General features: G+C 68.6%; 15 protein-coding genes and 1 pseudogene. 2 read left to right on the top strand and 14 right to left on the bottom strand.

Annotated elements, in window-relative coordinates; all coding sequences use genetic code 11:
* Positions 1 to 21 precede the first annotated feature (21 nt).
* Positions 22 to 1,347, bottom strand: a complete 1,326-nt coding sequence (gene ispF / locus FS388_RS06885; RefSeq protein ID WP_246836139.1) for a 2-C-methyl-D-erythritol 2,4-cyclodiphosphate synthase — start codon at positions 1,345 to 1,347, stop codon at positions 22 to 24.
* 19 nt (positions 1,348 to 1,366) lie between these two features.
* Positions 1,367 to 1,855, bottom strand: a complete 489-nt coding sequence (locus tag FS388_RS06880) for a CarD family transcriptional regulator (RefSeq protein ID WP_146340747.1) — start codon at positions 1,853 to 1,855, stop codon at positions 1,367 to 1,369.
* Positions 1,856 to 2,048: 193 nt separating this feature from the next.
* Here FS388_RS06880 and FS388_RS06875 point away from each other — a divergent pair, with 193 nt between their 5' ends.
* Both FS388_RS06875 and FS388_RS06870 read left to right on the top strand, forming a co-directional pair.
* Entirely contained in the window at positions 2,049 to 2,762 is a 714-nt protein-coding gene (locus FS388_RS06875) for a hypothetical protein (RefSeq protein WP_146340746.1), read from the top strand.
* Positions 2,763 to 2,989: 227 nt separating this feature from the next.
* The gene (locus FS388_RS06870; RefSeq protein WP_146340745.1) at positions 2,990 to 4,138 is read left to right on the top strand and encodes an ABC transporter ATP-binding protein; all 1,149 of its coding nucleotides are present in this window, start codon (positions 2,990 to 2,992) and stop codon (positions 4,136 to 4,138) included.
* 330 nt (positions 4,139 to 4,468) lie between these two features.
* On the opposite strand, the gene FS388_RS06865 is transcribed toward FS388_RS06870, so the two are convergent.
* The 12 genes and pseudogenes from FS388_RS06865 to thiS form a co-directional block, all read right to left on the bottom strand.
* Positions 4,469 to 5,965: an FtsX-like permease family protein gene (locus FS388_RS06865; RefSeq protein ID WP_168198634.1), complete on the bottom strand. Its 1,497-nt coding sequence runs from the start codon at positions 5,963 to 5,965 to the stop codon at positions 4,469 to 4,471.
* Between the two features lie 64 nt (positions 5,966 to 6,029).
* Positions 6,030 to 6,311, bottom strand: a pseudogene (locus FS388_RS13445) (FtsX-like permease family protein); the annotation flags it as partial.
* Between the two features lie 14 nt (positions 6,312 to 6,325).
* Positions 6,326 to 7,078 (bottom strand): ABC transporter permease, encoded by a 753-nt coding sequence (locus FS388_RS06855; RefSeq protein ID WP_146340743.1) that lies wholly within the window; start codon positions 7,076 to 7,078, stop codon positions 6,326 to 6,328.
* Entirely contained in the window at positions 7,075 to 7,842 is a 768-nt protein-coding gene (locus FS388_RS06850; RefSeq protein ID WP_146340742.1) for an ABC transporter ATP-binding protein, read from the bottom strand. Before FS388_RS06850 ends, FS388_RS06855 begins: the two co-directional genes overlap by 4 nt.
* Positions 7,843 to 7,921: 79 nt before the next feature.
* Positions 7,922 to 8,593: a response regulator transcription factor gene (locus tag FS388_RS06845; protein WP_146340741.1), complete on the bottom strand. Its 672-nt coding sequence runs from the start codon at positions 8,591 to 8,593 to the stop codon at positions 7,922 to 7,924.
* A gap of 2 nt (positions 8,594 to 8,595) precedes the next feature.
* On the bottom strand, positions 8,596 to 9,951 hold the full coding sequence (locus FS388_RS06840; protein WP_146340740.1) for a sensor histidine kinase: 1,356 nt from the start codon (positions 9,949 to 9,951) through the stop codon (positions 8,596 to 8,598).
* 56 nt (positions 9,952 to 10,007) lie between these two features.
* Entirely contained in the window at positions 10,008 to 10,334 is a 327-nt protein-coding gene (locus FS388_RS06835; protein WP_146340739.1) for a PLD nuclease N-terminal domain-containing protein, read from the bottom strand.
* A 56-nt stretch (positions 10,335 to 10,390) separates the two neighbouring features.
* The gene (locus tag FS388_RS06830; RefSeq protein ID WP_246836138.1) at positions 10,391 to 11,275 is read right to left on the bottom strand and encodes a glycerophosphodiester phosphodiesterase family protein; all 885 of its coding nucleotides are present in this window, start codon (positions 11,273 to 11,275) and stop codon (positions 10,391 to 10,393) included.
* Positions 11,272 to 12,228 carry a carbohydrate kinase gene (locus tag FS388_RS06825; protein WP_146340738.1) on the bottom strand — a complete coding sequence of 319 codons (957 nt, stop codon included), beginning with the start codon at positions 12,226 to 12,228 and terminating at the stop codon, positions 11,272 to 11,274. The genes FS388_RS06830 and FS388_RS06825 overlap by 4 nt, the downstream gene beginning before the upstream one ends.
* Positions 12,229 to 12,249: 21 nt before the next feature.
* A complete protein-coding gene (locus tag FS388_RS06820) occupies positions 12,250 to 13,533 on the bottom strand; it encodes a ThiF family adenylyltransferase (protein WP_146340737.1) in 1,284 nt (427 codons plus the stop codon).
* Positions 13,530 to 14,327, bottom strand: a complete 798-nt coding sequence (locus FS388_RS06815; protein ID WP_146340736.1) for a thiazole synthase — start codon at positions 14,325 to 14,327, stop codon at positions 13,530 to 13,532. The genes FS388_RS06820 and FS388_RS06815 overlap by 4 nt, the downstream gene beginning before the upstream one ends.
* Before the next feature lie 33 nt (positions 14,328 to 14,360).
* Complete coding sequence (thiS, locus tag FS388_RS06810) at positions 14,361 to 14,600, bottom strand: sulfur carrier protein ThiS (RefSeq protein ID WP_146340735.1); 240 nt, start codon at positions 14,598 to 14,600, stop codon at positions 14,361 to 14,363.
* Positions 14,601 to 14,647: the final 47 nt, after the last annotated feature.

Below are 14,647 nucleotides of genomic sequence, written 5' to 3'. Positions count from 1 at the left end.
GGCAACTCTACCGTGCAGCCTTCAGGACGCAGCATAGATCAGAGCGGTGGCCGTAGCCATGATTCCCTCGCCCCTGCCGGTGAATCCCAACCCGTCCGAGGTGGTGGCCGCCACGGAGACCGGAGCCTGCGCCGCTCGGGTGAGAGCGGCCTCCGACTCCTCGCGACGCGGCGCGAACTTCGGCCGATTCGCCACGAGCTGAATGGAGATGTTCCCTATCGCATAGCCGGAGCCCCGCACCAGATCGGCTGCCTGCTCCAGCAGCCGCACTCCGGATGCGCCCTCCATGTCCGCCCGTGCGGTGCCGATGGTGTCCGCGCCGAAATGCGTGCCCAAATCGCCCATGCCGGCGGCAGAGAACAGAGCCGCGCAGGCCGCATGCGCCGCAGCGTCACCGTCAGAATGCCCTGCCAGGCCGCGCTCCCTCGGCCATTCGAGCCCGCCCAGCATGAGCGAGCAGGGCTCGTCAGGGGAGGCGAAGGCGTGGATGTCGTGGGCCACGCCGATCCTGGGCACCACCGAGGGCACGTGCGGCCCGGATGCGCCAGTCTCGCCGAGAAGACCGCGTGCGGTGACCAGATCGGTGGGCGTGGTGATCTTCAGTCCGCGCTCATCTCCCGGCACCACGACGACGCGGTGGCCCAGGTGCTCTGCGGCCATCCCCTCATCAGTGATCTGCTCCGCCTGCCTGTCATCCAGGTCGGCCAGGTCCTTGCGGATCCGCTGCAGCACCTCGAGGGAGAAGCCCTGCGGAGTCTGGACGGCGCGCAGCCTGGCGCGCGGCGGCGTCGCCTCCACGGACTCCTCGCCCTGCCCATCGGAGGGACGGATCTGTTTGATGGTGTCGGCGACAGGGAGGCCCGGCACCGCAGCAGCTGCTCCTGCTTCGACGGCGTGCGTGACGCGACGGTACACATCGGAGGGGGTGAGAGCGCGCGCAGCGTCGTGGATGAGCACGGCGGTGCGCTCCGGATCCCACCCCTGAGATCGTGCGTGCTCCTCGACCTGGTGCACCCCTTCGGCCACGGACGCTGCCCTGCTGGCACCGCCTGCGGTGAGGCGCACGTCAGCTCCGATCCGCGCTGCGAGCTCACCGCGCAGGTCGGGGAGCCGCTCGAATCCTGATGCGTCCGAGGGCACGACGATGACCACGACGCCGAAGCCCAGCGGCTCGGTCACCGCGTCGAGCGCGTGCTCGAGGATGCTGCGCCGACTCAGGGGCACAGCGGCCTTGGGCAGGGCATGCCCAAGGCGGGTTCCGGACCCGGCGGCCACAACAATGAGCGCCCGGCGATGGGCTGACGACGTCAGGCCACCCTCCGGGCGCTCGAAAGATGCGGTATTCAATTGGGGGAGGCTGCGGGTCTCAGGCCTTGTTGGCGAGGACGTCGTCCAGCAGCTTCTCGGCCGGCTCCTCCTCCAGGTCCCTGGCCAGGCGCAGCTCAGACACCAGGATGCGGCGTGCCTGCGACAGCATCCGCTTCTCGCCTGCGGAGAGTCCGCGGTCGTTCTCGCGGCGCCACAGGTCACGCACGACCTCGGCGAGCTTGTGGATCGACCCTGAGGCCAGCTTCTCCACATTGGCCTTGTACCGCCGGGACCAGTTCGTAGGCTCCTCAGTGTGCTCGGCCTGAAGGAGGCCGAAGACCTTGTCCAGGCCCTCCTGGTCCACAACATCCCGGACCCCGACGAGGTCTACGTTGTCCGCGGGGACCTTGATGGTCAGATCGCCTTCCGATACGCGAAGGGTGAGGTAGGTCTTCTCCTCGCCCTTGAAGGTCCGCATCTCGACCTCTTCAATGGTGGCTGCACCGTGGTGCGGGTATACAACTGTCTCGCCGACTTCGAAATTCATGTATTTATTCCCCTTTCCCGGACCCAACTTTAGCACGCCGACGGGCAGTACGGCGTGTCATAGCCGGGGATCATTGGTACTCAGCATAAGGTTCGCGCCGCAATCTTTCTTCTACAAAGCGTAGAAGGCGCGGCGAATGAAGTACCCTGGAAAGGACGCCGAACACGCACCTTTTACAAGGAGAGACGCACCTGTGAAACCCGCTCCTTCCGCTACGGGCACTGGTCGCCTGCGCCGCGCAGCCATGGGCTTCGTCGCTGCCGCAGCGGTCATCAGCACCGCTGGCTGCAGCGCCAGCAACTACATGGCCACCACGCACCAGTACTCCGGCTCCGACGGCGTGCGGGCCGACATCGGAGAGGTTCAGTTCCGCCACATCATGTTCGTGGCCAACGAGCAGGGCGGCGATGCACGCCTCCTCGGCGCGGTGAACAACCGAACCGGTGACGATGTCTCCATCGAGATCGAAGCCGCAGGCGACGCCTTCACGTTCGACTTGGCCCCCGGAGAGCTGGCCAACCTGGAGCACGACGAGGAGTACATCGTCGAGTCCATCGAGGCCGCACCCGGCTCCAACCAACAGACCACCATCAGCGTGGACGGCGAGGAGCAGGAGATCGGAGCGACCGTCAAGGACGGCGCCCTGGAGGAGTACCGCGCCTACGCCATGGAGCTCGACGGCTTCGACGAGGAGTCAAGCCTTGCCCACCTGGACCACTGCCCCGTCACGTGGGGAAGCGGCGCCGCGCACGACCCGCACGTGAGCCAGGCTGAGATCGAGGAGCTCTGCTCCGACTTCATGATCGAATACGCCGAGCAGCGAGAGGGCCCCGGACACCTCGGCGCCGACGAGGACGACGACCTCGGCTTCGACGCCGAGGAAGAGGGCACCGAGATGCAGGACTGACGCTCCAGCCACAGCCTCACAGGGGACCCCGTCTGCGGACGGGGTCCCCTTTCTCAGCCTCGCCGAACCCGCACCGGGCCTGAGGACTTCTGCACCACGGATGGACTTAATCGCCCAAAATGTGGTGTGATTCACATGTCAGGGCACGATGGTCATGGACGATCGGCCCGGACAGTTCACCTTCACTACGGATCGTCGGGCACGTACCTGCCCGTGAAAGGGAAGCAATGGCCTCCGTGACCTATGACCTCGCGAGCCGCGTCTATACGCCCGGCGCGCGCCCCGCCATCAACCAGCTGGACCTGGAGATCGCCGACGGCGAGTTCCTCGTCCTCGTCGGGCCCTCCGGCTGCGGCAAGTCGACCGCGCTGCGCATGCTCGCCGGCCTCGAAGAGATCAGCGAAGGCCGAATCCTCATCGGCGGGGAGGACGTCTCGCACGTGTCCCCCAAGGACCGCGACATCGCCATGGTCTTCCAGAACTACGCTCTCTACCCCCACATGTCCGTCTCGGAGAACATGGGCTTCGCCCTGAAGATCGCGGGCGTCTCCAAGGAGGAGCGCGCCGAGCGCGTGCACAAGGCCGCCGAGATCCTGGACCTCGTCCCCTACCTGGACCGCAAGCCCAAAGCGCTCTCCGGAGGCCAGAGGCAGCGAGTGGCCATGGGGCGAGCCATCGTCCGCTCCCCCAAGGTGTTCCTGATGGACGAGCCGCTCTCCAACCTGGACGCCAAGCTGCGCGTCCAGACCCGTACGCAGATCGCCGCCCTGACGCGTGACCTCAAGACCACCACGGTCTACGTCACCCACGACCAGGTGGAGGCCATGACGATGGGCGACCGGGTGTGCGTCCTCAAGGACGGCGTCCTGCAGCAGGTCGACTCGCCCCGCAACCTCTACGATGAGCCCGCCAACGTGTTCGTCGCCGGCTTCATCGGCTCCCCCGCGATGAGCCTGTTCAAGACCACTCACGACGGCAGCAGCGTCAGCCTGGGCGAGGATCGGCTGCCCATTCCGGGCAGCTCGCTCACCAAGGCCAACACTGACGAGGTCATCCTCGGCGTGCGGCCTGAGGATATGGCCCTCTCTGAGGATGGGTCGGGCATACCCATGGTGGTGGACGTCGTCGAGGAGCTCGGCGCAGACGCCTACATCTACGGCAACCCGCAGGGGATCAGCACCTTCCAGCCCGTGATCGTGCGAGTCAACGGCCGCAGGCCTCCCGCCAAGGGAGAGACCGTCCGGCTCAAGCCCCAGCCCGACGCGGTGCACCTGTTCGACATCGAGACAGGCCTGCGCCTCAACGGCGAACCGCCTGTGGGAACACCCCACGCGCAGCTGGCCGACGTGGAGGCGCTCGCGGAGGCGGACGGATAGCCCGCACTCATCAGCGTTTCCACAGAGCGCAAAGAGGGGCCCGCCGGTACCGGCGGGCCTCTTCGTGTGCTGATCAGTGCTGAGTGCTCAGAGGAGCACGACGATCAGGATGATGACGAGAATGATGGTCAGAATACCGCCACCGATGTAGATTCCACCGCCCATTGCGATCACTCCTTACATATTTGGATCTAAAGGTCCGCTGTAACGAACACTGGTGTGAACGCCATGACCCCACGCAACCCTGCCTAACTGCACACTTGCTGAAAGGATGCTCGACGCATCGTATGAATCGTGCAGTAAGCGCACTTTTGAACCGTCCGCAAGGGCTCAGGCTGCCAGTCCCTGCGCAGGACGGACCTTCGACATCCGGCGGGCGGGCAGCCACGCCGCGAGCAGAGCGGCCGCCAAAGCTGCCAGCCACACCGCGCCCATGCGCAGCCACGGAATCTCCAGTGTCACGACCCAGTCCGGCCGGGGTGCCACTGACGCGACGCCTGCCCAGCCGAACAGCGCACCCAGAGCGGAGCCCACGATGAGCGCCGCCGCCGCCATCAGAATCGCCTCCACGCTGATGGTTCGCGCCACGGCCCGGCGGGACATCCCCACCGCCCGGAGCAGCGCCCCCTCCCGACGGCGCTCAAGGACCGAGAGCGAGAGCGTGTTGGAGACCCCGATGACGGCCACCACGATGGCAGCGCCGAGCAGCCGGAGAACGATGCCCAGCAGAATGTCGACGAAGCCGACCATCGAGGCATGAGAGGGGGCGCCGTCGAAGATGACCTCCTCCGACTCCAGCTGCCCCGCCAGGTTTGCGATCTGCCCCATCGACAGGCCGTCCTGAAGTCGTACGATCAGGGCTGTTCCATCCGTGGCGGGATCCAGAGCGGCCCAGGTCTCCGAACCTTCCTGCGCCGAGATCAGCGTCGTTCCCTGGGGCAGGCCGAAGTCCTCACGGCCGGTCACGGTGATCGACTGCCCCTCAGCCTCAAGCGTCAGCGAGGAGCCCACCCCCATCTGCCCGACCGTGTCGGCACTCATGCTGATCTCACCAGGTTCCGGGTAGAAGTCCGAGTGACGCACCATGTCCGCATGTGACTGCGGGTCGGCCACCAGCACCGTGACGGGCTCACTCTCCTGCTGGTCCGCACCGGTGAGTGTGCCTTCAGCAATGCCCAGCTCTGCGGTGCTCTCAACCCTGCTGTCCTCCGCCAGCAGCTCCTGATCGGCTTCCGAGAGCCCGACAGCGATCCCATCCACCGGGAACGACTCGTCCAGTTCGTCGTAGAGGAGCCGTTCCGCGGTGGCCGCGCCGATGGTGAAGGTTGACACCAGGGTCACGCCGATCAGCAGCGCTGAGGCCGTCGCGGCCGTGCGTCCGGGCACCTGCCGCGCATTCTCGCCGGCCAGGCGTGCGACCATGCCCAACCCCGGCACATGGGAGAGCACTGCCCCCAGCCAGCCCACCAGCGGCGGAATGACGAGGCGCGCCAGGAGGAGGGCTCCGAGGAACATCGTCATCGCCCCCAGCACGCCCACCACCACCATCGGCAGCCCCAGGACCGCAACAGTGGCCGGCTCCAGAGTCCCGTCGATCTCCTCCCCGGTGCTCAGCCCGGCCCACAGCACCATCGCCAGACCGACAGCGGCCATCAGAATGCCCGCGAGGAGCCGAACCGTGGGGAACCTGGGAGCCGAAGCCGCGAGCCCCACAGGCGCCAGCGCGGCCATCGGGGACACTCGGCCCGCACGAACGGCCGGCCAGACGGAGGCGAACGTCGTCATCCCCACGCCTACCACCAGCCCCACGGCAGCGGCGCGGGACATCGAGTCCGACGAGGGGCAGCCCCGCATCGGCCACGGCGTTGGCGACCACGACGAAGACCGTTGCGCCGCCCCACCCGAGCAGGACGCCGCCGACGGCCGACGCCGCTCCCAGGACGGCTCCCTCGGCGATGGTCGCCCGGCGCAGCTGGGCCGCATCCGCACCCACGGCACGGAGCAGAGCCATCGTGCGCTGACGCATGGCGACGAGCACGCTGAACGTGTTGGTGATGACAAGGATGGAGACGAAGACCGCCACGGCGCCGAAGCCCAGAGTGATCCAGATCAGGACATCCGCACTTCCGGTCTGCTGCTCGACCCACTCATCGACCACTTCCTGCTGGGTCATCACCGGCAGCGACGTCAGCTCCTGAACCTGCTCCCTGACAGCTTCCTGATCCGACGCGGCATTCTGGCCATCAGGGAGCACAACCCTGATCTCCGAAGGCGTGGGGTTGTACGGCAGCCTCTCCATGCCCCCTCAGTGAGAAGGCTCCGCGGCGACCCGGGAAGGTCAGCGATGCCGACCACCTCATAGTCCGTCTCCAGAATCCGGCCCTCAGCCTCTTCGTCGCCGTCTGCCTCCTCGTCGGCGACCTGGAGCGAGGCAGTCAGCGTGTCGCCGACCGCAATCCCGAACGCCTCCGCCGCCACCTCGCTGACCATCGCCTCATCGTCGGCAGAGGGAGCCTCCCCGTCCAGCATCTCGAACTCCATCGAGTCGGTCAGCTGCGAGGCCGACACCCCGAAGGGCACGCCGTCAGCCTCACGGGCGGCACTCGTCTCGAGGAAGGCGCTGCGGACCGGCTCCGCCGACGCGACGCTGTCGAGAGCCTCCACCTGCTCCATCAGGTCCTCGTCGGCGTGCCGCTCGAGCTCGGAATCCTGCTCATAGTCGTCCCAGGCGTCGGGGTCCTGCCCGTCGATCAGCGAGTCCGTCCTGATGATGAGATCGGCTCCGGCCGCCTCGGCCTCGGCCTCCTCCGCGACGCTGGCGTTGAAGCTGCCCACCAGCAGCAGCCCCGCGACGATGAACGCTGTGGAGATCGCCACGGTGATGCCGGCTGCGATCAGCCTGCTGCCTGAGGTGCGGATATTCGCGCGCAGGATGCTCATGATCGGACCTCCAGCATCCGTGCCGCCAGCGCCTCAGCGCTGGGGCGCTCGACCACGTCGACCACCCGGCCGTCGCTGAGGATGACGACGCGGTCAGCCTCAGCGGCCGCCGAGGCGTCGTGGGTGACCATCACGACTGTCTGCTGGTATTGGTCCACCGCGGAGCGCAGCAGCCGCAGCACCTCAGCGCTGGCGGTGGAGTCCAGGTTGCCCGTCGGCTCGTCCGCGAAGATCACCGCAGGCCGGGAGACCAGCGCCCGGGCCACCGCCACCCGCTGCTGCTGCCCCCCTGAGAGCTCGTGCGGCCGGTGGCCCAGACGGTCCGCCAAGCCCAGCTCTTCGGCGATCCGCTCCAAGGCGCCCTTCTCAGGAGCGGGCCCGCCCAGAGTGCTCGGCAGGAGGATGTTCTCCCGTGCCGTCATCGCAGGCACCAGGTTGAACGCTTGGAAGATGAAGCCGACGTGCTCGCGGCGAACCCTGGTGAGGCGCCGCTCATCCAGCTGCATCAGCTCCACCAGCCCGGCATCGGTGGCCAGCTGCACTGTGCCGGACTCTGCGGTGTCGAGGCCCGCAAGGACGTGCATCAGCGTGGACTTTCCTGATCCCGAGGGACCCATGATGGCCGTGAACGTCGCGGCCGGCACCTGAACGGAGAGGTCGTTCAGCGGCCGCACGGCCGTGTCACCGGTGCCGTAGGTCTTGGTGAGATGGGATGCGGCGAGGGCCGGCTGGACGCTCGTCCGCTGAATCGTTGAAGTGGTCATGGTCCAACCCTAGGAAGCGGCTGCAGGGCACACATCAGGCCACGGTCTGAACTGGGCCTCCACCTGCAGGATGAGGCGCCTAGGACCGAACAACCCCGGATTCGTAGGCGAAGACGACGGCCTGCACCCGGTCTCGCACGCCGAGCTTGGCGAGCACCTGACCCACGTGGGTCTTCACGGTGGCCTCGGAGACGAACAGCCGCTCAGCAATCTCGGTGTTGGAGTCCCCTGTAGCCATCTCCTCCAGCATCTGGCGCTCCCGCGCCGTGAGCTGATCGAGCTTCCTCTGCTGCTGGGCATCGGCAGTCCGGGGTGCCCCGCGGGCGAGAAGCGTGGCATCCAGCAGGCGTCGGGTGGTGCTCGGGGCGACGACCGCCCCGCCGCGCATCACGGTGCGGATGGAGTCCAGGAGGGTCTCGGGCTGGACGTCCTTGAGCAGGAAGCCGGCAGCGCCGGCCCGGAGCGCCTGCAGCGCGTACTCATCGGTGTCGAAGGTGGTCAGCACGATCACCCTGGTCGAGGCCAGGGCCGGGTCGGCGGCTATCTGCTGGGTCGCCTCGAGCCCGTCCATCGTCGGCATGCGAATGTCCATGAGCACCACATCGGGATGCTGATCCCGTGCGGCGGCGAGCGCCTCGGCGCCGTCGGCACCCTGACCTACCACCTCGAGGTCCGGCTGGGAGTTGATGACCATCGCGAACCCTGCTCTCAGGAGAGCCTGATCGTCGGCGAGGTAGACAGTGATGCTCATGCTCAGGCACCTCTCTTCGGGGCAGGCTGGGATCCGCCCGCCACCACTTTGCGCAGCGGGAAACGGGCGGTGAGCCGGTAGCCGCCCTGCTCGGCGGACGCGTTCAGCACGCCTCCGTAGAGACGGGCCCGTTCGGACATGCCGAGTATGCCTGAACCGGACCCGTCCGAGGGCGCATCGGCGCCCGCTCCGTCGTCCCGGACGTCGACGACCAGCTCAGGCGTGGCCTCGGAGGCGGTGTGCTCGACGGTCACGCGCAGCTCCGCTCCGGCGTCGGGACCGCCGTGCTTGAGCGTGTTGGTCAGCGCCTCCTGGATGATCCGGTAGACGGCCAGTCCCGCGCCTTCACTGAGGATGGGAAGGTGCTCGGGCGCGGACATCACGCGGACCTCCAGCCCTGAGGCGCGGATGTCGTCGAGCAGCTGCGGAAGCTGGTCGAGGCTTGGTGCCGGTCTGCGCTGGAGGTCCTCGGAGCCTTCTCGGAGGACTCCGAGCATGCTCCGCAGCTCGCTCAGCGCCTCCCGGCCGGTGCGCCCGATGGCTTCGAAGGCCTGCTCGGCCTGCTCGGCATCGTTGCGGAGCACGTATCTGCCGCCGTCCGACTGGGCGATCATGACCGACATGGAGTGGGAGACGACGTCGTGCATCTCGCGGGCGATGCGCATCCGCTCCGCATCTGCGGCCAGCCGGGCCTCCTGCTCCCGCTCGACCTCCAGCAGGCGGTTCTTCTCATTGGTCGCCGCCTGCTCGCGGCGTCGTCGTCCGCCCAGGTCGCCGAGGGTCCATGCGCCCACGACGACGGAGGCGCAGAAGCCCGTGAGCAGGGTCCCGATCATCACGACGAAGGGCATTGCCGTGCCGAGGCCCCCTGGTTCCTGCACCACGGGCCCGAACTCATCGCGGGACCACAGCACCACGTATGAGCCGACCAGGAACGCTCCCGCGAGGAGTGCCCCAGCAAGCCCCCACCAGAGACTGAGCAGCGAGATGCGGCGTGACCCGTATTTGGCGCAGGCGTAGACCACCGCGGGCACGGCCAAGGAGGCCCAGCCCGGTCCCTGCAGCAGCAGGATCTGAAGCGTGCAGGCTGTGCCTGCCGCTGCGAGCGCCGTGCCCGGCCGGATGCGGCTGATGACCAGAGCGCCGATGGCGATCAGGTCGAGGACGAGCATCAGCGGCCAGCTGACGTCGGCTCCCAGCATCCCGAACTCCGGGCGGTTCCGTCCCCACGTCACCAGAGCGAGCAGAAGCAGGGGGGAGGCGAGCAGCAGCGAACCCACCCAGGGTCTGCTCTCGAGGAACCGGCCCAGCCGCACGTGCACCGGCGGGCGCGTCTGATGAACGGGGTGAACGGTCACCCCATAAGTCTAGGAGCGGGCGGGGCCCCTGGCCTCAGACTGTGGGATGAGACGCCTCAGGAGACGCTGCCGGCTCCGCCCTGCTTCCCCTCACGCCTCTGCGCCTCTGCCACCTCTTCGGGGGCCATGGTCTCGGAGCGCCCGCGCACCGGCTTCCCGGGGTGGGCGGCTCGATGGCGCACCGTCATCGCGATGAAGTAGACGATGGGCCCCAGCACCGGCACAGCGGCCACCAGCACGAACCATCCTGCGGCGCGCGCCGGCGACCCGTGCTTGGTCTGAACGAATATCATCATCGCGGCGATGAACAGCGCCCCGGCCACCAGGGCGAGCCAGCGGGCCCACCAGGGGAAGAGGGGTGCGGCCGACAGCATCTCAACCATCTGCCCAGCCTACGGCCGGAGGCTGGGGTGCACCTCAGAGAAGCGTGGTCAGAGCCTCAGGGGCTAGGTGCACCGGCTGCGCTCTGGGGCCAGTGCCCGCGGGTGCGCATCACGTCCGCCAACGCCTCCACGTTGTCGGTCACGAGACCGTCGACGCCCATGTCCAGCAGGCGGGTCATCTCCTCGGGGTCGTTGACCGTCCACACATGGACCTGCAGGCCTGCTCGGTGGCAGCGCCGGACGAACGCCGGGCGGACCACTCGCAGCCTGCGGTGCCGGGCAGGCACCTGAACGCAGTCGATCTCGCGCACTCCCCGAAAGAGCCGCGCGGCTCTGCCGAAGGGGCCCAGCAGCACCAGGAGCCAGGCGAGCCGCCGGTCGGCGGAGCTGGCTGTCCGAGGCCCCATGAGACGGCGCGTCCGACGGCGTCGTGCATGGTCGAAGCTGGCGGCGAGGACACGGTCGTGGGCGCCGAATCTCTCGACTGCGGCGCAGAAGGGCTCGACGGCTGCGTCCTCCTTCAGGTCCACGTTGAAGTGGGTGTCCGGGAACAGCTGCAGCGCATCCTCGAAGCGCAGCAGGGAGCACTCCGTGCCGTCGCTGCCCCGCACCGTCACCTGGGCCAATTCGTCCCAGGTCATGCTGCTGATGGTGCCGGTGCTGCCGGTGGCGCGGTCCAGCACGGCGTCATGGAAGAGGACGAGCACACCGTCGGCGGTGGTCCTCAGATCGATCTCGATGTACCGGAAGCCCAGCTCCACAGCCCGCCGGAGGGCCAGCTCCGTATTCTCCGGGCCGGGCTCCCCGCCACGATGGGCCAGGGCCAGGGGCCAGCCTGCCAGGGGCCCGCTCCCTGAGTTCAGCAGATACGGCACGGATCTGCGCAGATGCCGGCGCGCCCCATCCCGGCGCCCAGCGCGCGGCGCAGGCTCTGCGCTCAAGGCTGGGTCGTCTCCAGCGCAGCGGCCAGCTCGGCGGCGCTCGGCGGCTGCGCGCCGAACCGGGAGGAGGTCAGGGCAGCCGCTTGTGCGGACACTCTCAGCACGTCCTGCATCTCCTCCAGGGTGATGCTGCGCAGCGCCGCGCGATTCTCTGCGCCGAGCAGACCGCGCTCGGACAGGCTGGACAGGGTCGCAGCCATGAAGGAGTCGCCGGCGCCGACGGTGTCTGCGACCTCCACGCCGAAGACGGGCTGCTCGGCGGAGCCGCTCGCCGCCAGGGCCGTGGCCCCGGATCCTCCGCGGGTCACGGTGATCAGGGACGGCCCGAGCTCCAGCCAGGCGTGCATCGTCTCCACGTGCGTCCGCTCCGGGTAGAGCTGCTCCAGGTCGTCGACGGATGCCTGCACCACATCGGAGAGAGCGATGAACTCCTCGGCCTGACGCCGAGCCTGCTCCCGGTTCGGAATGATCGTGGGCCGGTAGTTGGGGTCATACGAGACGGTGGCCGTGCCGCGAGCCTCCTGGAGCACCGCCTTCACCGTCGAGGCGCCGGGCTCGAGCATGGACGCGATCGAGCCGGTGTGCAGGTGCGCGCGGCGGCCCGGCTGAGCGCTGAACCTCTCCTCGAGCTGGGCCGGGTCCGGCAGCGTCCAGTCGAGTTCGAACTCGTAGCTGGGCTGTCCGGTGGGATCCAGGGTCGCGGCGGCGACGGAGGTGGCGCGAGAGTCAGGTCCCAGCAGGCTGGTGATCCCTGCTGACCGCAGGGAGCGGGCGATCATCCGTCCGTAGTCGTCATTGCCGCGGCGGCCTGCGAAGACCACTGGGTGGTCCAGCCGCGCCAGTCCCACGGCCACGTTCAGGGGGCTGCCGCCCACATGGGCCATGGGTGGGGACGTCTCGGTGTGGACGACATCCACCAGGCACTCGCCTATGACTGCCAGGTAGCTTCTCACCCCTCTACACTACCGAAACGTTCACTGAGCCTGGCGGTAGAGCTCATAGCCGCCCATCAGATTGGCCAGCGGGAGATCGGGATTCTGCTGCCTGAACCAGTCGACTGCCTGCCTGGACCGGACCCCGTGGGCGCAGTAGAGCACCACCGGACGATCCGCCTCCGCGTCCTCGGCGCCGGGCACGCTGCCGCTGCGGGCCAGATCCCCGAGCGGCATGCGCACCGCACCCTCGATGGTTCCCCCGGCCCACTCGTGGGGCTCGCGCACATCGACCAGGCCTCCGACAGCCCCGGCGGCGATGGCTTCGCGCAGCTGACGGGGCGTGAGCTCATCGTCGCGCTTGGGCTCGCCGGTGAATGGGTTGAAGTCCAGGTCCTCGGGCTCAGCATCCGCCGAGGAGTGCGTCTGCCCAGACGTCTCGGCCTCAGCCGGCGCGGGCTCGGGCGCCTCGGACGCCTGTGCAGGGCCGCCGCCGATGCCCGTGACGTCGGCTCCGATGGTCGTGACCGGCTCTCGCTGGGGGTCTGGGTTGAGGGTCAGCTCCCGGAACGACGAGGTCAGGGCGTCGTAGGTGATGACGCGGCCCAGAAGGCTCTGCCCGATGCCGGCGAGGAGCTTGACCGTTTCTGTGGCCATGAGCGTGCCGATCACTCCCGGCAGCACGCCGAGGACGCCCGCTTCGGCGCAGGTGGGGACCTCGCCGGCGTCGGGGGCCTCGGGGTAGAGGTCGCGGTAGCCGGGGCCCCGAGAGCCGGCCGGCCAGCGCTGGGCGTCCGGCCCGTCGGGGAAGTCCGGCTGGGACCAGAACATGCTCACTTGGCCCTGGAAGCGCAGGATCGAGCCGGAGATGAGCGGCTTGCCCGCAATCTCGCATGCGTCGGCGGCCACGTACCGAGTGGCGAAGTTGTCGGAGCCGTCGACCACCGCATCGGCGGGGCCGATCAGCTCGAGGGCGTTCTGCGCGGTGAGCGGCTCCCGGTGCTCATGGATGACGATCTCCGGGTGCAGGCCGCGCATCGCCGCCGCTGCGGAGGCCGTCTTGGGCTGGCCCAGCGTCGCCTCCGAGTGGATGACCTGACGGTGCAGGTTGGACCGGTCGACCTCGTCGTGGTCGATCACATCGATGGTTCCCACGCCGGCGGCTGCCAAGTAGGTGAGTATCGGGGCGCCGAGGCCTCCGGCTCCGATGACGACCACCCGCGCGCCGAGCAGCTTGGCCTGCGCCTCGATGCCGAAGTCCTGCAGGGCGAAGTGCCGCTGGAACCGTTCGGCCTGGGATCGGGAGAATTGGCTGAGGTCGCTCACGTGAGGTCCTCCACAGGGTTGATGATGCCTTCCATCGGGGAGCTGGCGAGCGCATGCTCGCGCTTGGGGATCCGGCCCGCGCGCGCCGAGAGGCTGCCGGCTTCGACGGCCAGGCGGACGGCGTGGGCCATGGTCTCCGGCTGCTGCGCTCGGGTCACCGCGGAGGCGACGAGCACCGCCGAGCAGCCCAGCTCCATGGCCAGTGCGGCCTCGCTTGCGGCGCCGATGCCGGCGTCGAGGATGACCGGCACCGAAGCCCGTGAGGTGATGAGCTGCAGGTTGTGGGGGTTCAGGATGCCCAGGCCGGTTCCGATGGGTGAGCCCAGGGGCATCACCGCGGCCGCGCCGGCGGCTTCGAGGCGGAGCGCGGTGGCCGGGTCGTCGATCGTGTACACCAGGGGGGTGAATCCCCTGTCCGCGAGCTGCTCGGTGGCTTCCAGGGTCTCGACGACGTCGGGCAGCAGGGTGTGCTCGTCGGCGATGACTTCCACCTTGATCAGGCTGGTCTCCAGCGCCTCGCGGGCGAGCTCTGCGGTGAGCACGGTGTCCTTGACCGTGTAGCACCCCGCTGTGTTGGGGAGCACGTCGATGCCCAGGCGCTCCAGCAGGCTGAAGACGCTGGTCCGGCTCTCCGGGCTGAAGCGTCGCATCGCCACGGTGGTGAGCGTGGTTCCCGAGGCCACCAGGGCCTTCTCCAGCGCGGCGAGGTCCGTGGTTCCCCCGGTGCCCATGATGAGCCGGGAGTCCAGCGAGTAGTCGCCGATCATCAGGGGCGGGGTCTGGGGGGTGGGCATGGGCTCCTTCTGCATCTGCGCCTCTCTCAAGCCTCAGCCGCCCTGCACGGCGGTGACGATTTCCAGCTCTGTGCCCTCGGCGAGCGTCGTGGAGGACCACCTGCTGCGCGGCAGCACCTCCCCGGCGACCGCGACCGCGACCCCGAGCCTGCGGCCGTCGGCGGGCGTGCCGTCCTGCTGCAGCTCCCTGCCGGTGGTCTGGGCCACGGCGTCGAGCACGGTGGCCGACTCCGGGAGGGCTGTGGAGGTGTCATTGATGGTGACTGTGGGCATAGGCCCTATTCAACACCAGTGCCGCAGGCGGTGTTCCCGGGGCGGCG

This window comes from Nesterenkonia sp. NBAIMH1 (assembly GCF_007922635.1).
In the GTDB taxonomy this organism is placed as follows: domain Bacteria; phylum Actinomycetota; class Actinomycetes; order Actinomycetales; family Micrococcaceae; genus Nesterenkonia; species Nesterenkonia pannonica.
The sequence above is the reverse complement of the archived record's forward strand: the minus strand, read 5'-3'. Positions and strand labels throughout refer to the sequence as shown.